The organism is Pseudomonas sp. 300 (assembly GCF_055803035.1).
In genome coordinates, this window is the sequence record NZ_JAVLRV010000002.1 from 1,216,470 (window position 1) to 1,234,780 (window position 18,311).

At 60.8% G+C, this 18,311-nt stretch carries 19 protein-coding genes; 6 read left to right on the forward strand and 13 right to left on the reverse strand.

What is annotated here, in order from left to right; all coding sequences use genetic code 11:
* Nucleotides 1-7: 7 nt before the first annotated feature.
* The gene (locus Q7W83_RS12145; protein ID WP_150636170.1) at nucleotides 8-925 is read left to right on the forward strand and encodes a LysR family transcriptional regulator; all 918 of its coding nucleotides are present in this window, start codon (nucleotides 8-10) and stop codon (nucleotides 923-925) included.
* A 2-nt stretch (nucleotides 926-927) separates the two neighbouring features.
* Here Q7W83_RS12145 and Q7W83_RS12150 read toward each other — a convergent pair whose 3' ends face one another.
* Entirely contained in the window at nucleotides 928-2,505 is a 1,578-nt protein-coding gene (locus tag Q7W83_RS12150; RefSeq protein WP_150632866.1) for a sensor domain-containing diguanylate cyclase, read from the reverse strand.
* 78 nt (nucleotides 2,506-2,583) lie between these two features.
* Complete coding sequence (locus Q7W83_RS12155; RefSeq protein WP_150632867.1) at nucleotides 2,584-3,111, reverse strand: DUF3087 domain-containing protein; 528 nt, start codon at nucleotides 3,109-3,111, stop codon at nucleotides 2,584-2,586.
* A 212-nt stretch (nucleotides 3,112-3,323) separates the two neighbouring features.
* On the opposite strand from Q7W83_RS12155, the gene ppnN reads away from it, so the two are divergent.
* Nucleotides 3,324-4,697, forward strand: coding sequence for a nucleotide 5'-monophosphate nucleosidase PpnN (ppnN, locus tag Q7W83_RS12160; protein ID WP_150632868.1), 1,374 nt, complete (start codon nucleotides 3,324-3,326; stop codon nucleotides 4,695-4,697).
* A gap of 167 nt (nucleotides 4,698-4,864) precedes the next feature.
* Here the strand turns inward: ppnN and Q7W83_RS12165 are convergent, their stop codons facing one another.
* Both Q7W83_RS12165 and Q7W83_RS12170 read right to left on the reverse strand, forming a co-directional pair.
* Nucleotides 4,865-5,929: an alpha/beta fold hydrolase gene (locus Q7W83_RS12165; RefSeq protein ID WP_150632869.1), complete on the reverse strand. Its 1,065-nt coding sequence runs from the start codon at nucleotides 5,927-5,929 to the stop codon at nucleotides 4,865-4,867.
* 113 nt (nucleotides 5,930-6,042) lie between these two features.
* Nucleotides 6,043-6,303, reverse strand: coding sequence for a DUF2790 domain-containing protein (locus Q7W83_RS12170; protein WP_150636162.1), 261 nt, complete (start codon nucleotides 6,301-6,303; stop codon nucleotides 6,043-6,045).
* Between the two features lie 226 nt (nucleotides 6,304-6,529).
* Here Q7W83_RS12170 and Q7W83_RS12175 point away from each other — a divergent pair, with 226 nt between their 5' ends.
* The 4 genes from Q7W83_RS12175 to Q7W83_RS12190 all read left to right on the forward strand — a co-directional run bounded on the left by Q7W83_RS12175 (nucleotide 6,530) and on the right by Q7W83_RS12190 (nucleotide 9,065).
* On the forward strand, nucleotides 6,530-7,270 hold the full coding sequence (locus Q7W83_RS12175) for a response regulator (protein WP_150632871.1): 741 nt from the start codon (nucleotides 6,530-6,532) through the stop codon (nucleotides 7,268-7,270).
* A gap of 199 nt (nucleotides 7,271-7,469) precedes the next feature.
* Nucleotides 7,470-7,817 (forward strand): hypothetical protein, encoded by a 348-nt coding sequence (locus Q7W83_RS12180; RefSeq protein WP_150632872.1) that lies wholly within the window; start codon nucleotides 7,470-7,472, stop codon nucleotides 7,815-7,817.
* Nucleotides 7,818-7,995: 178 nt separating this feature from the next.
* Nucleotides 7,996-8,730 (forward strand): substrate-binding periplasmic protein, encoded by a 735-nt coding sequence (locus tag Q7W83_RS12185; protein ID WP_473656132.1) that lies wholly within the window; start codon nucleotides 7,996-7,998, stop codon nucleotides 8,728-8,730.
* A gap of 110 nt (nucleotides 8,731-8,840) precedes the next feature.
* Nucleotides 8,841-9,065, forward strand: coding sequence for a hypothetical protein (locus Q7W83_RS12190; protein ID WP_150632874.1), 225 nt, complete (start codon nucleotides 8,841-8,843; stop codon nucleotides 9,063-9,065).
* A gap of 93 nt (nucleotides 9,066-9,158) precedes the next feature.
* Here Q7W83_RS12190 and Q7W83_RS12195 read toward each other — a convergent pair whose 3' ends face one another.
* The 9 genes from Q7W83_RS12195 to Q7W83_RS12235 all read right to left on the reverse strand — a co-directional run bounded on the left by Q7W83_RS12195 (nucleotide 9,159) and on the right by Q7W83_RS12235 (nucleotide 18,301).
* The gene (locus Q7W83_RS12195) at nucleotides 9,159-10,586 is read right to left on the reverse strand and encodes an FAD/NAD(P)-binding protein (protein WP_150632875.1); all 1,428 of its coding nucleotides are present in this window, start codon (nucleotides 10,584-10,586) and stop codon (nucleotides 9,159-9,161) included.
* A gap of 14 nt (nucleotides 10,587-10,600) precedes the next feature.
* Nucleotides 10,601-11,368 carry an ABC transporter ATP-binding protein gene (locus Q7W83_RS12200; protein ID WP_473656133.1) on the reverse strand — a complete coding sequence of 256 codons (768 nt, stop codon included), beginning with the start codon at nucleotides 11,366-11,368 and terminating at the stop codon, nucleotides 10,601-10,603.
* A gap of 3 nt (nucleotides 11,369-11,371) precedes the next feature.
* Complete coding sequence (locus tag Q7W83_RS12205; RefSeq protein WP_458377539.1) at nucleotides 11,372-12,712, reverse strand: ABC transporter substrate-binding protein; 1,341 nt, start codon at nucleotides 12,710-12,712, stop codon at nucleotides 11,372-11,374.
* Nucleotides 12,713-12,742: 30 nt separating this feature from the next.
* Nucleotides 12,743-13,792 carry a branched-chain amino acid ABC transporter permease gene (locus Q7W83_RS12210; protein ID WP_150632878.1) on the reverse strand — a complete coding sequence of 350 codons (1,050 nt, stop codon included), beginning with the start codon at nucleotides 13,790-13,792 and terminating at the stop codon, nucleotides 12,743-12,745.
* Between the two features lie 4 nt (nucleotides 13,793-13,796).
* Nucleotides 13,797-14,678: a branched-chain amino acid ABC transporter permease gene (locus Q7W83_RS12215; RefSeq protein WP_150632879.1), complete on the reverse strand. Its 882-nt coding sequence runs from the start codon at nucleotides 14,676-14,678 to the stop codon at nucleotides 13,797-13,799.
* Entirely contained in the window at nucleotides 14,678-15,454 is a 777-nt protein-coding gene (locus Q7W83_RS12220) for an ABC transporter ATP-binding protein (protein ID WP_150632880.1), read from the reverse strand. The genes Q7W83_RS12215 and Q7W83_RS12220 overlap by 1 nt, the downstream gene beginning before the upstream one ends.
* Nucleotides 15,451-16,356: an AMP-binding protein gene (locus Q7W83_RS12225; protein ID WP_473656134.1), complete on the reverse strand. Its 906-nt coding sequence runs from the start codon at nucleotides 16,354-16,356 to the stop codon at nucleotides 15,451-15,453. The genes Q7W83_RS12220 and Q7W83_RS12225 overlap by 4 nt, the downstream gene beginning before the upstream one ends.
* A gap of 104 nt (nucleotides 16,357-16,460) precedes the next feature.
* The gene (locus Q7W83_RS12230) at nucleotides 16,461-17,864 is read right to left on the reverse strand and encodes an LLM class flavin-dependent oxidoreductase (protein ID WP_150636150.1); all 1,404 of its coding nucleotides are present in this window, start codon (nucleotides 17,862-17,864) and stop codon (nucleotides 16,461-16,463) included.
* Nucleotides 17,864-18,301 (reverse strand): acyl-CoA dehydrogenase, encoded by a 438-nt coding sequence (locus tag Q7W83_RS12235; protein ID WP_150653237.1) that lies wholly within the window; start codon nucleotides 18,299-18,301, stop codon nucleotides 17,864-17,866. The genes Q7W83_RS12230 and Q7W83_RS12235 overlap by 1 nt, the downstream gene beginning before the upstream one ends.
* Between the last annotated feature and the right edge of the window lie 10 nt (nucleotides 18,302-18,311).

Below are 18,311 nucleotides of genomic sequence, written 5' to 3' on the forward strand. Positions count from 1 at the left end.
TCAGAACATGTTGTCGATTGAAGACCTGGCGTTGCTGGAGGCCATTCGGGAAACCGGCAGCCTGTCGCGGGCGGCGGTGCATTTGGGCAAGGCGCCATCGACCGTGTCGTATGCAGCGCGGCAACTGGAAGAGCGTTTCGATGCCTTGCTCTTCGATCGCCGTCGCTACCGCTTGCAGCTCACCCCGGCCGGGGAATTGTTGGTAAACGAGGCGGCGCGGCTGATGCAGGACGTTTCGCGCCTGACCCAACGGGTGCAGCAAGTGGCCAATGGCTGGGAGAGTCGGCTGTGGATCGTCACCGACGAACTGCTGGAGTTCGACACCTTGATTCCGGTGATTCATGAGTTCGATGCGCTTGAATCCGGCGTACCGCTGCGCATCACTCAGGAAGTGCTCAAAGGTGTCTGGGAAGCCCTGCGTGAAGGCCGGGCGGACCTGATCATCGGCGCCACCAACGAACCGCCGGCCATCCCTTCCTTGCGCTGGATGCAACTGGGGGAAATGGAATGGGTGTTTGCGGTCTCGCCCAGCCACCCGCTGGCCAGGGCCAGGGAACCGATCTCACGGGCAACGGTGACGCAGCACCGGGCGATTGTCGTGGCCGACTCGTCCAGAGCCACCGAGGGCAGCACTTATGGCGTCACCGGCGGACAACCGGTGCTCGCCGTACCGACCATGCGCGCCAAAATACTCGCCCAGTGCGACGGCTTGGGCGTAGGGTGGCTGCCAAAACACCGGGTCGGTTCGTTACTGAAAAACGGCACACTGGTGGCAAAGCAAATGGCCGATCCACGCGAGCCGAACATCCTGTATGCCGGCTGGCGCGGCGACCATGACGGTCGCGCCCTGGGCTGGTGGCTGGAAAAACTCAAGCAATCGTATCTGGCGACCAAACTGGTGCAGGGCAGTGGTGGGTTTGCTTGAATTCAGTTGGCAATGACGCTCATGTTCCGGCCGCTGGCCTTGGCCACGTAAAGCGCCTTGTCCGCAGCGCCAACCAGGTCGTCCGGCTGGGCCTGTGATGCCGGATCGTAGGCGGCGACGCCGATACTGACCGTCACCATGCCTTCCGCGCTTTCGCTGTGGCAAATACCGGCCTGCGACACGGCGCGACGGATCTTTTCCGCGACCAGGAACGCCCCCACATAGTCAGTGCCTGGCAGCACCACCGCAAACTCTTCACCGCCGTAGCGCGCCGCCAGATCCCCGGGGCGATTGATATTTTCGGTGATGATCGCGCTGATCTTGCGCAAACACTCATCGCCGGCCACATGGCCGTAGTGGTCGTTGAACGGTTTGAAGTGATCGACATCGATCAGCAGCAGCGCGAGGCTGCTCTGGCTGCGCCGGGCGCGGCCCATTTCCGAGTGGATGAACAGATCAAACTGACGGCGGTTGGACAGCCCCGTCAGCGCGTCTTCCAGGGCCAGCAGTTCCAGGCCGCGATTGACCTCGAGCAGTTTGTCCTGAGCGTCCAGCAACTGGCTCTGAGCGCGGTTCTGCTGCTTCATCAGATTGATCAGGCGATAACCCAGTACGCCGAGAAAACCCAGCAACAGGGCGACGACACCTGCACTGAGCATGGACTCTTTCCGCCAGCTAGCCAGGACTTCGTCCTTGTCGAGCGCAGCGAAAACGACCAGCGGATACCCCTCGACCCGGCGATACCCTACCACCCGCACCACGCCATCCATCATGGATTTGATCATTGCCGTCCCAAAATCCGCCGTGGGCAACAACTGTTTGAACAGCGGGCTGTTAATGAGGCTGGTGCTGATTTCCGCTTCGTTGAACGGCCGGCGAACGATGATGGTGGCGTCGTTGGCGATCAGGTTGATCACGCCGTTTCGGCCCATGTCGATGCTGTCATACAGGGACAGAAAATGATTAAGGTAAATCGTCGCCAGCGCCACACCGGCAAAACTTCCATCAGCATGATTGATCCGGCGCGACACCGTCATGATCCATTCGCCGCTGGAACGGCTTTTGATCGACGGGCCGATGTGAGGCCCACGGTCGGGATGATCACGATGGAAGATGAAATACTCCCGGTCGGCATTGTTGGCATCAGTCAGTGCGGCGCCGTTGGAATTGGCAATCCAGCGCCCCGTTTCGTCATACACGAACAGGCCGTGCAACTGGCTCAACTCTCTGCGCTGGGCGCTGAGCAAGCGCTCCAGGTGTGGCAACCCGGCCGGATTGAAGCCCTCGGTTTCGAGGCGTTCCACCAGCGTAAACAGCAGCGTATCGGCTTGCTTGATCGTCGCCTGCGCTTGCGAGGCCAGGGTCTGCGCAAGGTTGGACATCGCCACTTCCTTGTCATGCAGATTGTACTGGCGCGAATTCCACGCTTCCCAGATCACGATGACAATCATGGACAGGCACACCGCAACGAGCAGCACCACCGCGGAGCGCACCTTGAGCGTGGCTCCGGCCTGTTCGGTGATCAAAGGCACGCTGTGGCGCAATTGTTCAATTCGGTCTTTGACGGACGGGTTACCCATGACGCTCCCTGACTCCTGCTGAATGGCGACTGATCCCGTTCGCCTTTTAATTATCAATGTGCCTTAACCCCACACCGGTTAGCGTGGCGTCTGTTTCACAGCGTCAAGCCACGCCGGGTTCAATTGTGTCTGTTCGGTCTCGATGCCCAGCGCTTCCATTCGTGCCTTGTGCAGGTCCATTTCACGTATCAATTGGCTGTGATCACTGGAGTTGCCGTCCAGTTGGTGCATCTGGCTCAACCCCAGGTGATAGAAGCGCAGCAGCTTCATGGCGCTCGGATCCCCCGCATCCACCGCCGCCGTCACCTGGTGCATGACGTTGGTGATGCTCATCAGGCTGCGTTTGAGCTGCCAGCCGTAGACCGCCGGCGCCATCCACGCCTGGGTCCAGAACGTGCCGCGCATCAGCGCCGCCATCAACAGCACCGCGACAAACACGCCGCCCACGTTGAAGCGTAGATTGTCACCCCCCGGTTCGCCGAACATCGCCACTGCCGCAGTGGACAAAACCATCGCCAGGGCGAGGAAAATCAGGGCGATGATGATCGTGCTGCGGCGCGTCTGGCTTCGATAGATTTCGGGATTCTGCGGCTGGATTTCGAACATCGCGACGGGTTTCCTCGGAGGGGTGGGCAAAAAGACTGCGAGGCATTATCGCCTCTGCGGGGGATTTAGCTATGCTGGGGCTCCTTTTCATCTTTTCATCGTCAAAGGGGAACATGGCGATACTGCGCAGTTCGTGCCATCTTCTTTTATGGATACATACTATTCGGATGTCATGCGTCCCCGGCGGGTGACATCGTTTTAAGGATCATTGAATGTCCCAACGTCAAGTAATCAACGCTTCGGTCAGCCCGAAAGGCAGCCTGGAAACCCTCTCTCAACGTGAAGTGCAACAACTGAGCGAAGCCGGATCCGGCAGCACCTACACCCTCTTCCGCCAGTGCGCCCTGGCCATCCTCAATACCGGCGCCCATGTCGATAACGCCAAGACCATCCTCGAAGCCTACAAGGACTTCGAAATCCGCATCCACCAGCAGGATCGCGGCGTGCGCCTGGAATTGCTGAACGCCCCGGCCGACGCCTTCGTTGATGGCGAAATGATCGCCAGCACCCGGGAAATGCTGTTCAGCGCCCTGCGCGACATCGTCTACACCGAAAACGAACTCGACGCCCAGCGCATCGACCTGAGCACTTCCCAGGGCATCAGCGACTACGTGTTCCACCTGCTGCGCAACGCCCGCACCCTGCGTCCCGGCGTCGAGCCGAAGATCGTGGTGTGCTGGGGTGGCCATTCGATCAACACCGAAGAATACAAATACACCAAGAAAGTCGGCCACGAACTGGGCCTGCGCAGCCTCGACATCTGCACCGGTTGCGGTCCTGGCGTGATGAAAGGCCCGATGAAAGGCGCGACCATCGCCCATGCCAAGCAGCGCATCCACGGCGGTCGTTACCTCGGCCTGACCGAACCCGGCATCATCGCCGCCGAAGCGCCGAACCCGATCGTCAATGAGCTGGTGATCCTGCCGGACATCGAAAAACGTCTGGAAGCGTTCGTACGCGTCGGTCACGGGATCATCATTTTCCCCGGCGGCGCGGGCACGGCCGAAGAATTCCTGTACCTGCTCGGCATCCTGATGCACCCGGACAACAAGGGCCTGCCCTTCCCCGTCATCCTCACCGGGCCGAAACACGCGGCGCCGTATCTGGAACAACTGGATGCGTTCGTCGGCGCCACCCTGGGTGAAGCGGCGAAACAGCACTACGAAATCATCATCGACGACCCGGCTGAAGTCGCGCGGCAGATGACTGCCGGCCTGAAAGCAGTGAAACAGTTCCGCCGCGAGCGCAATGACGCGTTCCATTTCAACTGGCTGCTGAAAATCGACGAAGGCTTCCAGCGCCCGTTCGACCCGACCCACGAAAACATGGCCAACCTGAAACTGAGCCGCAGCCTGCCGGCCCATGAACTGGCGGCCAACCTGCGTCGCGCGTTCTCCGGCATCGTCGCCGGCAACGTCAAGGACAACGGCATCCGGCTGATCGAAGAACACGGGCCGTACCAGATCCGCGGCGATGCGGCGGTGATGCAGCCGCTGGATCAGTTGCTCAAGGCTTTCGTGGCCCAGCACCGGATGAAACTGCCGGGCGGCGCGGCGTATGTGCCGTGTTATCGGGTGGTTGCGTAACAAGACCTCAGAAGAGGTCAAGTCGCGAGCCGTGCATTGCTCATCCGGGCGCCATCGCTGGCAAGCCAGCTTCTACAGGTTCGGCGTTGTGTGAAGGTCTAAGGACACCTGCCATTCCCGTAAGAGCCGACTTGCCGGTGATGAGGCTCTAGAGCCCTGCGTCGCTCTCAGAGGTGATCCGCATCGATCACAGCCTTGGCAAAGGCCTGCGGGTCTTCCTGCGGCAAGTTGTGGCCGATGCCGCCGCTGATGAGTCGGTATTCGTATTTGCCGGTGAAGCGCTTGGCGTAATCCTCGGCGGCCGGATGTGGCGCCCCGTTGGCGTCGCCTTCCATGGTGATGGTCGGCACCGTAATGACCGGTGCCTTGGCCAGCCGCTGCTCCAGCGCTTCGTATTGAGGTTCGCCCTGAACCATGCCCAACCGCCAGCGATAGTTGAAAATCGTGATGGCAACGTGATCCGGGTTGTCCAGCGCCGCCGCGCTGCGGTCGAACGTCGCGTCGTCAAAGCGCCATTTCGGCGATGCCAGCTCCCAGATCAACTTGGCGAAGTCGTGGCGATTTTTTTCGTAGCCGGCCTGGCCACGCTCGGTTGCGAAGTAAAACTGATACCACCATTGCAACTCGGCCTTGGGCGGCAAAGGGTTCTTGCCCGCGGCCTGATTGCCGATCAGGTAGCCGCTGACGGCGACCAGTGCCTCGACCCGCTCCGGCCAAAGCGCGGCAACGATGTCCGCCGAGCGCGCACCCCAGTCGTAGCCGCCCAGCACCGCCTTCTTGATCTTCAGCGCATCCATGAAATCGATGACGTCACTGGCCAACGCCGCAGGCTGGCCGTTGCGAACAGTCTTGTCGGACAGGAAATGCGTGTCGCCATAGCCGCGTGCGTAAGGGATCAGCACCCGGTAGCCCTTGGCCGCCAACAGCGGCGCGACTTCGCTGTAGCTGTGAATGTCGTAAGGCCAGCCGTGCAGGAGAATCACCACCGGCCCATCGGCGGGGCCGACTTCGGCATAAGCCACACTCAGCAACCCGGCATTGACATGCTTGAGCGGGCCGAACGTGTCGGCTTTGAGGGTCGCGGCAGCGGCCACCACCGGCTCCGCGGTCGCGGCTTGCGCATTCGCAGCCCCGAGAGCACCGAGCTGCATCAGCGCGAACGCGAGGACCGAAGGGCCAAGGAAACGGCGACGACGCGAGGCGGATGGACTACTCAACACATTGATCTTCATGATGATTTTCCTGCTGGTCATTGATCTGGTGTTTGGACGAAATGAATCAGCCATCGCGGCTCGCTGAGCAGACTGAGCGCTCGACATCGACAACGATGAGCGTAGTGGAAAGATCAGCCGCCCTGATTGGCGCACTCTGCGAATTTTTTGTAACCGGCGACTTTCTGCATGCCACTGGAATCGAGGTAGGTCAGCCGGGCATCGACAATGCCGCAGGCGCCGCCGTTGTCGACGATGGACACGACTTTCTTGATATCCAGATGGGTGCCGTACGCCGTGCTCTGCGCCGGGACTTGAACATCGGCATGGGCCGAAAATGCCGCAACGTTCAGGACCGCGAAGAAGCTGGCGGCAATCAATTTGTTCCAGTTCATGGTGATTTCCTCAGGGTTGCAATGGGCAATGGTTGCGAGGCAGTTGTGTTGTCTCGATGGAACCCATTTAACCGGCCCGAGGTATCTGCCATGTGTCGTAGAACCACGGGTATTAAGGCGTAAGGTGTCAGACAGGGCGGCAGATACACTGAGATACAAAGCCTATGGGCAGTTGCACCGTGGCTGCCTAGAATGCGCAACGTGCGAATAAAAAGAGGGTTGGGCAATGGAACATGTAAACCACATCCTGATCGTCGACGACGACCGGGAGATTCGCGAGCTGGTCGGCAATTACCTGAAGAAGAACGGCCTGCGCACCACGGTGGTTGCCGACGGTCGGCAGATGCGCAGCTTTCTCGAAGCCAATCAGGTGGACCTGATCGTGCTGGACATCATGATGCCCGGCGATGACGGCCTGCTGCTGTGCCGCGAATTGCGCTCGGGCAAACATAAAGCCACGCCGATCCTGATGCTCACCGCACGCGATGACGAAACCGATCGAATCCTCGGCCTTGAAATGGGCGCCGACGACTACCTGACCAAACCCTTCGCCGCCCGCGAGTTGCTGGCACGGATCAACGCGGTATTGCGCCGTACGCGAATGCTGCCGCCCAACCTGCTGATCACCGAAACGGGCCGACTGCTGGGCTTTGGCCGCTGGCGCCTCGACACGACCGCCCGCCATCTGCTCGACGAAGACGGCACGATGGTCGCCCTCAGTGGTGCCGAATACCGTTTGTTGCGCGTGTTCCTCGATCACCCGCAACGGGTACTCAGCCGCGACCAGTTGCTCAACCTGACCCAGGGTCGCGACGCCGACCTGTTCGATCGCTCAATCGATTTGCTGGTGAGCCGTTTGCGCCAACGCCTGATGGATGACTCGCGCGAGTCGACCTACATCAAGACCGTGCGTAGCGAAGGCTATGTGTTCTCCTACCCGGTGGAAATGCTCGGCGCGGAATCATGAAATGTGCCTGGCGATGACCACGTGCGCCCTTCACCTGCGAAAGGTTTTGTATCCGTCTGTATAAGAACCCGCGACAGATACGCAGGCAGCGAATTCGCTGTGTTCAAACACACATCAGCGATACACCCGGACGTTTAACTGTGATCACCGGATAGCAACCGCTACCGACTCACTCAAACTAAACGCACGGAGAATCACCATGTTCAACTTCTCGAAAGTTTCGTCCCTGGCACTCGGCCTGGCACTGATAGGTGGCCTCGGCCTGTCGAATCTGGCCTCGGCCAGCACCGTGAGCGCAGTGTCTGCCGGCCAGATCCAGCAGTTGCTGGTGGAAGGTGGTTCGGATCGGCTGCAACAGAATCGTGTGGCTGAAGGCGGTGCAGAGCGTTTGCAAGAGCTGCGCGAACGTGTCGCCGAAGGTGGCGCCGATCGCCTGCAGGAACTGCGTGAACGTGTCGCCCTGATCAGCCCGGACAATGCAGTACGCGGCGGCGTGATCGTGGCGGATAACCGCGCAGAGTTCGGTTCGAAATATCAACGGTATTGATCCAGCGGTCTCCTGAAACACCCAAAAGCCCGGTTCCCCGGGCTTTTTGCTGTGTGGCCAACAGCGCCCGGTGATACCCATAAATCCTCAGGTCTGACGCAAAAGCCCGCTCAATTCCTCGGGACAGTGACCGTGTGCTCGTACTAAGCTTTGCGGCTCATTCGATCAAGGAAGATTCATGAAACGTATTGCCGTTTGTCTGCTGTCGCTATTGACGCTCACTGCGGTCGCGGCAGACCTGAACATGCTGACAGACAACCATCCACCCCTGCACTTCCGGCAGGGTGATCAGCTGGTGGGTTTTGGTGTGGATGTCGTGCAGGCGCTGGCTGACATGGCTGGCGACCAGGTGCATTTTCAACAAGTCCCGCTGCCGCGCGCCTTGCACGTGGCCAGCACCGAACCCGCCACCGGGGTGTTCACGGTGTTGCGCACCGCCGAACGTGATCGCCAGTACCAGTGGGTCGGTCCGCTGATGGAGGTGGAAATCGCTCTGTATTCCACTGAAAACACTCGGCAACCGGTGCGCAGTCTAATGGAGGCCAGTCATCAGGGGCGCATTGTCGTTCCGCGAAAATGGCTGGTCTACAGCTACTTGCAGAAACAGGATGTGAGCAGTCTGTACGGTGTGGAAACGCCCGAACAAATGATGCGTCTGGCCCGCCTGGGGCGCGCGGAATTCGTCGTGGCCGACACCCTTTCCGTCGCCACCATGGCCCGCGAAGAAGGCTTGCCACCCGAGCAGTTGCACTACCAGATACCGCTGATGAAGGAAGCCACCTACATCGCCTTTTCGCCGTTGACCGATCCGAGTCAGATCGCACGCTGGCAACAGGCGCTGGACGCGATGCGCCTGGATGGTCGCCTGGAACAGCTCAAGCAGCGCTGGCTGGTGGACCGCACACCACGCTGACGGCGTGGATCAACGTTCTCGATAACGACTATGCCTCAGGGTGTTTTTTCATCGCCAGACTCCAGCACTACAGTGGCCACATCTTCTTCCCACAGTTCTGGAGCAACCTCATGAAAAGCATCATCGGTCTTGGTTTCGCCCTTTCGGTTCTTGGCGCTACATCCGCCATGGCTGCCCCGCATGCCACGTTGCCCGTGGTGGCGGCGGCGAAAGTCAGTCAGCCGGCTACGTTGAATGTGAATACGGTTGGCGTTGATCGTAAAGACACTCAGGCGAGCAAACTCTACGTGGCTGATAACCGTCCTGAGTTTGGTTCGAAGTATCAGCGTTATTGATTGGCTGGTTTGTGTGGCTGTGAACAGGGAACCCCGGGAGGATTTGATCTTTCCGGGGTTTCCTGGTTTTTGATGGGAGCGTATGCCCCCAATCTAGAACCCAGCCAAGCGAACAGCCAAAGCCTTGGCCTGACTCGCCACATCCGTCACCGCCGTACTCTCCCACCACATCCCCCGCAACGGCGGTCCCATGGCAAACAGTCGACGGGCCACCTGCCCATCACTCCCCTGCACCGCGCCATCGACCGCCGCCGCAATCCCCAACGCCAACGGCCCGGGCCGCACCAGTCCACGGGCCAACAGCTGCTGCGGCAGCGGTCGCGCCACACGTCGCCAGTCGTACTCGATGCCACTGGAATTGATCAACGCTGCGCCACTGACGACAACCGTTTGCGCTTCACCCCGTCGACGAATGCGGATACTGACACCGCCCGAAGCCGGCTCCAGCCCTTTGAACGAAGCCGCCTGAATCCGCAACCGCCCTTCCCCGTGAAGCCGCTCCACCAACTGCGCACTCAACGGCGGCGACCGGTGATGATGACTTTCCCACCACGGCCGCACATGCCGCACAAACTGCCGACGCTGCACGTCCGTCGCCTGATTCCACAACCGGCCGATGTGCGCCCGCACTGTGTCCAGCGGCGCCTGCCAGTCGATGCCCTGCGCAATGGCATCTCGACAATGCCGGCGCAACTCACGCACCAACTGTCGCGGCGTACGAATGCTGTGATCCTCGGCCAGAAAATCCGCCCAGGCCGGTGGTTGCCGCCGCACATGCGGCAGCAGCCCATGCCGTGAAAATACTTCGATGGGCCCACGATGCCCGGCCTGTTCCAGCGACACCACAGCATCGACCATGGTCAGGCCAGAACCGATGATCAGCACCGTCGATTGCGGGTCGAGCTGACGCATGGCTGCCACATCCCAAGGATCGAGCGCTGCGGCGTTCAAGCCGCTGGACTCGGTCTGCGGCGTGCGTGCAGCGGGGAACATTCCCGTGGCCAGGACCGCATAAGCGCCCTGCAATCGCTTCCCGTCACTCAAGCTCAGCCGCACCGAATCGCTCAACGTTTCCAGGTCAACCACCTCGGCCCGCACATGCTCGACGGTCGAGCCGTTCAACGCGCCCAGCGCTTGCGCTTCGGCCAACCGTTGCTGCACGTACAACCCGAAAATCCCCCGGGGCGGAAATAGTTCGCTGACCGGTACATGCTGCTCATCGGACTCCGGCCAGCCACCGGCGGCGATGTACTCGGTCAGCCACTGAGTCAGGTCATCCGCGTTGTCCGGGTCGACACTCATACGCGCCGCGTTGCCATTCAGCGTATGGCCCAGCTCGACCGCGCTGTACGCCTCGCCCCGACCGAGTTCCGCTCGGGGTTCGATTACCAGCAACGAGCGCTTGCCGGGCAAGCGCAACAACTGCGCCGCCAGCATCGCACCGCTGAGGCCGCCGCCGACGATCAGGATGTCCGCGTGGCGGATGGCGTCGGTCGCCTGTCCGCTTTGGGTTTCAGTCATGGCGCTCTCACTGCTCAGTGTTTACCTAAATAAAAGTCATGCAGATCGCCCCGCGCCAACAGCGCCTCGCTGCTGCCGGACAACACCACACGGCCGGTGTCGAGCACGTAAGCCGTCGAGGCGTATTTGAGCGCCACAATAATGTTTTGCTCGGCGATCAGGAAGCTCACCTGCTCGTCGCGATTGAGCTGGGCGACGATCTCGAAAATCTCCTGAACGATAATAGGCGCCAAACCCATGGAAGGTTCATCAAGCAGTACCAAAGTAGGACGCGTCATCAGCGCCCGACCGATGGCGACCATCTGCTGCTCGCCACCGGACGTCAGCCCGGCCTGGGTCTTGCGCTTGGTTTTCAGACGCGGGAACCAGGCGTAAACCCGCTCCAGGTCCCGGACCATGTCCTGGCGGCTCAACCCCCGTACAAAACCGCCACTGCGCAGGTTGTCCTCGACCGTCAGTTGCGCGAATACGTGCCGACCTTCCAGCACATGCACCATCCCCTGACGCACCCGCAGACTGGGATCGACACCCGCCGTATCGCGACCGAGAAACTCGATTGTGCCGCGACTGACCTCCGCCCGCTCGGCCCGCACCAATCCGGAAATCGCCTTGAGCGTGGTGCTTTTACCCGCGCCGTTGGCACCGAGCAACGCGACGATGCCGCCCTTGGGCACCGTCAGCGAAACCCCGGCCACGGCCAGAATCGCGCCGTCGTAGATCACCTCGATGTCGTTGACCCGCAACAGATCGTTGGCGGCTATGTCGCTGGCGGCTTGGCTCATGGTTTATTCATCCCCGGTGCAGGTGCGTGGCGTCAGGCCTTTTTCCTTGGCGAACGCCGCGGATTTTTCATCAATCAAGGGTCGCAGCAAAGCGCGGTCGGCGGCGATCCAGTCGCTGATCAGCGTCCAGTTCGCGCCGTCCCACTGCTGAACCCGTGCCGAACCGCCACCCTCGTGGTCCTTGCACGACAACTTGAGATTCTGCATCAGGCCGAAATAGCCCATGTCCTTGAGCCGCGCATCGTCGATGTTCAGGTGTTCCAGGCCCCAGCGGCCTTCTTCGCCATTCAACGGACGTTTGCCGAATTTGCCTTGGGCGGTGCGGATCGCTTCCACCATCACCGCAGCGTTCACCAGCCCGGAGTTGTAGTAGACGCTGCCGAAGTTTTTCAGGTCCTTGAGGTCGCTTTTGCCCTTGTCGAGGATGAATTGCTTGAGGCGTTTGTGGATCTCGAAATCACTGCCGGCCGGGTATGGCGTCAGTGCCAGATAGCCTTTGGCAGCCGCGCCGGCAGGCAACACGTCTTCGCTGGAACTGGCCCAGATGTCGCCGACGATGTGGTCCACCGGGAAGCCGAAACGCGCGGCGGTTTTCACTGCGACCGGCGTCGACACACCCCAGGTACGCAGGAACACCCAGTCCGGGTTGACCTGGCGAATCTGCCGCCACTGCGCCGATTGCTCGTTACCCGGATCGGCCACTGGAATCTGAATGTTCTCAAAGCCGTACTTTTCTGCCAGTAACTTCAGCGGCCCGAGGGTTTCCCGGCCATAAGCGGAGTCGTGGTAGACCGTGGCAATCTTTTTGCCCTTGAGTTTGTCGAAACCGCCCTCGCGCTGGGCGATGTAATTGATCAGGCTCGATGCCTCGCTGTAGAAGGTCAGCATCACCGGGAAGTTGTACGGAAACACCGTGCCGTCTGTGGCTTCGGTGCGCCCGTAGCCCAGGGTGATCAATGGGATCTTGTCGACTTCCGCGCGCTCGCTCAGCGCATAGGCCGCCGGCGCACCGTTGGGTGAATAGATCGCCACCGGCGCGCCATCCAGCCCTTTCTTGAAGCGCTCGTAGCACTCGATGCCCTTCTCCGCCGTCCACTCGGTTTCGCATTCCTGCCAGACCAGTTTGACGCCGTTGATTCCGCCTTCCACATCGTTGATGTAGTTGAGGTAATCGAGCATCCCGGCCCATACCTGTACGCCGCTGGAGGCATAGGCGCCGACGCGATAGGTGGCCAACGGGAAGAATTGCTGGTCCGGCGAGGCTTGAACCACCGGCACTGCACTGCTGAAAACGGCCAGCGTCAAAGCGGCGCCGACCAACGAACGTTTCAAGGATGCACGCATGTTGTCTCTCTATCTAATAATGGAAAGGATTCAGAAGCGCAGCGGCCAGTGACTCAGCCGTTCACGAAGGTTGCCCAGCAGGCGGATCAGACCTTCCGGTTCCTTGATCAGGAACAGGATGATCAGCGCGCCGAAGATGATTTTTTGCAGGTTCTGCAGTTGCCCGGCATCCACTGAACCACCGAACAAGGCTTGTCCGGCGTGGCTGAGCAGGATCGGCAACAGGCTGATAAACGCCGCGCCGACAAAGTTGCCGGCGATGCTGCCCATGCCGCCGATAATGATGATGAACAGGATCTGGAACGACCGATTGATATCGAAGCTGCTGGCGCTGGCGGTGCCCAGATAGGCAAAGGCCCACAGCGCCCCGGCGATGCCGAGGTAGAACGAGCTGACGGCGAACGCCAGGTGTTTGTAGCGCACCACCGGAATGCCGATCACGGCGGCGGCGGTGTCCATGTCGCGGATCGCCATCCAGTTGCGACCGATCTGGCTTTTTACCAGGTTCACCGCCACCCAGGTCAGCAACAGCACGGTGCTCAGGGTCAGCAGATAGCGACCGAGCGGCGTGTTCAGGTCATGGCCGAACAGCGCCAGTTTCGGCGCAGAAATGGTCCCGGACGATCCGTAGTTATAGAACCAGGGAAATTTGACGAACAGCCACTCCAGGAAAAACTGCGCTGCCAGCGTGGTGACCATCAGGTAAAAGCCCTTGATCCGCGAACTCGGCAGGCCGAAGACGAAGCCCACCACCGCACTGATCAATCCGCCGCCGAGCAGCGCGACGGGCAAGCCCAGCTCAGGCAAACGCAACAAAAACCCATAGGTGGCAAATGCACCGACCGCCATGAACCCGGCCGCACCGACCGAGGTCTGGCCGGTGTAGCCGGTGAGCAAATTCAGGCCGAGGCCGGCCAGTGACAGCACCAGAAACGGGATCAGAATCGCGTTCAGCCAATAGTCGTTGCCGGTCAGCGGCACGACCACGAAGGCGATCAACAACAAGGCGAGCAGTCCGAACGGAACGCGGCGCTGGATCAACACCGACGGCGCGGTTTCGTGGGTAAGGGATATCGACATGGGTTCAGACTCGCTCGATGGCGCGCTCGCCGAACAGGCCGGCGGGACGGATGTACAGAAAGGCCAAGGCCAGGACGTAGGCGAACCACGGCGTGATGCCGCCGCCAATCAACGGACCGATGTAGACCTCGGCGAGGTTCTCCGCCGCGCCGACAATCAGCCCGCCGACAATCGCCCCGCCAATCGAAGTGAAGCCGCCAATGATCAGCACCGGCAAGGCTTTGAGCACCACCAGCGACAGCGAAAACTGCACCCCTTGGCGCGCGCCCCAGAGCAATCCCGCCACCAGCCCGACAACCCCGGCCACGGCCCAGACGATCTGCCAGATGCGGTTGAGGTTGATGCCGATCGACAACGCGGCAGTGGTGTCATCCGCCACCGCACGCAACGACACGCCGATGCGGGTCTTGTTGAACAACAACGCCAACACCGTCACCAGGACGATGGCGACAGCGGCAGCAATCAGGTCGAACTGGCTGACCATCATCGCGCCAATGAAAATCGGCACATCGTCGATGCCCAGGTCCAACGCCCGCACTTGCGAGCCCATCAAGCCTTGAGCCAGGCCTTCGATGATGAAGGACAGCCCAAGCGTGGCCATGAACAGGGTGATCTGCGAGCGATTGACCAGTGGCCGCAGCACCAGCCGTTCGATCAGCAACGCGCCGATGATCATCACTACTACGGTCAGCAACAGCGCCAAAGCGAACGGCACGCCCTGATCGTGCAGGCTGACGAAGGTCAGCGCGGCGAACAACAGCATCGCGCCCTGGGCAAAATTGAACACGCCGCTGGCCTTGTAGATCAGCACGAAGCCGATGGCGACCAGCGAATACAGGGTGCCGGCAAGCAGGCCGCCGAGCAGGGTTTCGAAGAAGAACGTCATCAGTGCGCCACTCCCAGATACGCCGCGATCACTTCGGGATCGGCCTGCACTTCGGCGGGCGTGCCGTCACCGACCTTGCGTCCGTAATCGAGCACCACGACGTGGTCGGACAGGCCCATGACCACGCTCATGTCGTGCTCGATCAACACCACCGTGGTGCCGAGGTCGCGGTTGATGTCGGCGATGAAACGGGCCATTTCCTGTTTCTCTTCGGCGTTCATCCCCGCCATCGGCTCATCCAGCAGCAACAGGCGCGGGCCGGCGATCAAGGCGCGACCGAGCTCTACGCGTTTTTGCAGGCCGTAGGACAGATTGCCCACCGGCACATCGCGATGGGCTTGCAGCTCAAGGAATTCGAGAATGCCCTGGGCTTGTTGGCGGAAGGCTTCGGCTTCGCGTCGTGCTCGCGGCAGGTTCAGCGCCTGTTCGATGAAGCGGCTGCGCAAGTGCCGCGACAGACCGGTGAGAATGTTGTCGATCACGCTCATCTTCTTGAACAGCGCGTTGTTCTGGAAAGTGCGGCCAATGCCTCGGCGCGCAGCGGTCAACGGGTCGATGCGTTTGAACGGCTGTTGTTCGAAGACAATCGAACCGGCGTCGAAGCGGTACACGCCGTTCAGCACGTTGAGCAGCGAACTCTTGCCCGCGCCGTTAGGGCCGATCAGCGCGCAGATCTCGCCCCGACGCACGTCGAAGGACAGTTCGTTGATCGCTTTCACGCCTTTGAAGGACAGGGAAATGCCGCTGACTTGCAGGATGGAATCGGTCGAGGTCATGCGATGTCCCGTTTGAATTCAGTCAGCCAGGTTGGCGCGGCTATCACCTCAGGCGTGCGCGTGGCCTGCCAGATGTAATGCAGGTTGTGAAACCCGAGCAGTCGGCGAACGCGATTCTTGATCAGCCGTTGCAGGCCTTTTTCCGGGCGAGCGATGGCCCACTCGCAAAGACGTCGACGCCAGGTGCCTTGGGCGGCGAGGCGACTGTCGATTTCCTCGGCCAGCAGTTGCAGACGTTCGGTCGACAGCAACAGCCCGGATGGCGCCACTTCACGACGGTCGCGACTGGCACTGCCGGGGCTTTCCGGGAAGGCCAGCGATTGGCCGCTGCTCAGCCATTGCTCCAGCAACACCGTCAGGCCGGCCTGCCATTGCGTGCCCTCTTCGCTCCACAGTTGCGCGCCCTGGTTCCAGCGGTTGAGGCGTTGCGGGGTGTCCACCGGCCCGAGCAGGTCGTGGAAATTCAGCAGCGTTTGGCCCTGATTGAGCCACAGTTGCTGCGTTTGCCGGCCCTGAACAAAGGCGTGCGTGGGACCGCTGCGCCACAGGATTTTGTGCAGGGATTCGGGGGCGAGGTTGTCCGGCAGCGTCAGCCATTGCCCGCCAATGTGTTGCGAGGCCAGGGCCAGCAGCAACAGATTAGGTTCGAACGCACCGCTGAGGGCCAGGCGCGAATCCTCGGTGAAACCTTGCTGGCGCAAGCCGTCGGCCAAGCGCTCGACATCGCGCAGGGCATCGATCCAGCGCCAGACAAACCACTGGCCGTGGCGTTTGTGGCGTAGCGCCGGTTGCAACGGGCTGACCTGCGCCCAGTGGCGCAATTGCTCCAGCGCCGTGGGCAGCTCGACCCGCCACTCGGCGGTGTCCGCGACGGGCGGACGTTTGAGTTCATGCACGCTCATGGGGTGACCTCCTGTTCATGGGCAAAAGCGTGCGGTGGTCCGCTGGGCTGAAATCTTTTACACACCACAAAACCCTGTGGGAGCCGGCTTGCCGGCGATGGCGTCTAGGCCGACACGACTTTCTTCTCCTGCTGCCGCAACGCCGCCAGATCCCGATACCCAGCGCCCGGATGAATCTGGGGCAGCCGCGGCCCTTCGCCGAACAGCTTCTCGCGCAAGGTCCCCGGCGCGTACTCGGTCTTGTAGACCCCACGCTTCTGCAACTCCGGCACCAGCAATTCCACGGCGTCGATAAAGGTTTCGTGCGTCAGTGCATAGGCCAGGTTGAAACCGTCGACATCGGTCTCCTCAACCCACTCTTGCAGCAGATCGGCCACCGTTTCGGGACTGCCGACAAACAGCGGACCAAACCCGCCAATCCCGACCCAGTCGGCCAGTTCGTTGGGCGTCCAGACCTTGTTCGGATCAGCCGTGGAGAACGCCTCCACCGCCGATTGGATGGCGTTGGTGTGCACATGTTTGAGCGGCTCATCCGGCTTGAACTGACTGAAATCGATCCCGGTCCAGCCCGAAATCAATGCCATCGCGCCTTCGTAACTGACCCAGGTTTTGTATTCCTCGAACTTGGCCTTGGCCTTGGCGTCGGTCTCGCCGAGGATCACGGTTTGCAGGTTGAAGATCAGGATCTTCTTCGGATCGCGCCCCGCTTCCGCCGCACGACGGCGGATGTCGGCCACGGTCTTTTTCAGCAGCACTTTCGACGGTGCCGCCACGAACACGCATTCGGCATGTTCGGCGGCAAACTGCTTGCCGCGACTCGATGCGCCGGCCTGATACAGCACGGGCGTGCGTTGCGGCGAAGGTTCGCAAAGGTGAATGCCCGGCACCTGGAAGTGTTTGCCGACGTGCTGGATTTCGTGGATTTTGCTCGGATCGCTGAAGATCCTGCGCTCGCGATCGCGCAGGATTGCACCCTCCTCCCAACTGCCTTCCCAGAGTTTGTAGCAAACCTCCAGGTACTCTTCGGCGAAGTCGTAGCGAGCGTCGTGTTCCGTCTGGTTTTTCTGCCCGAGGTTCTTCGCACCGCTTTCCAGGTACGAGGTCACGATGTTCCAACCCGCGCGCCCCTTGGTCAGGTGATCGAGGGTCGACAGACGGCGGGCAAACGGATACGGGTGTTCAAACGACAGCGACGCGGTCAGGCCGAAACCCAGATGCTCGGTGACCAGCGCCATCGGCGGAATCAGTTGCAGTGGGTCATTGACCGGCACCTGCGCCGCCTGGCGGATCGCTGCGTCACCGTTGCCGTTGTAGACGTCGTAGATGCCCAGCACGTCAGCGATGAACAACCCGTCGAATTTGCCGCGTTCGAGGATTTTCGCCAGATCGGTCCAGTACTCGAGGTCTTTGTACTGCCACGAGCGGTCCCGTGGGTGCGCCCATAAACCGGGCGACTGGTGACCGACACAGTTCATGTCGAAAGCATTGAGACGAATTTCCCGGGCCATCAAACGGCGCTCCTGAAACTTGGGGGATGAATGCCGTTGAGGCGAAAATTACCGATGAGATGGAGTTTCCAGCGCAGCGGTTCGTGCAGTGAGCCGGGCAAGGTGGTGCGTTGTCCGGTGAGTTCGAATTCGGCGTTGCTGACGGCGCTCAACGCATCGGCACTGGCCAGATGCGACTCAGCGATCGCGATACTGATTTCGGTGTCGTCTTCGTGACTGTTCAGAAAAGCTTCGGCACGTTCCAGCAGTGCGGCAGCGACTTCGATGCGAATGTGCAAATCACCGAAACGGCTGATGACGTAAGGGTCATCCTTGATGTGGCTCTGCTGACGAACGAAGCGCAGGGTCGCATCGAGCAAACTGCGGGCGTTGTGCAAGTCATGCTGACTGTTGGCCAGGGGTTGCCCGGCAACAATCGGTTGGGTCAAGGCATTCATGGTGGACTCC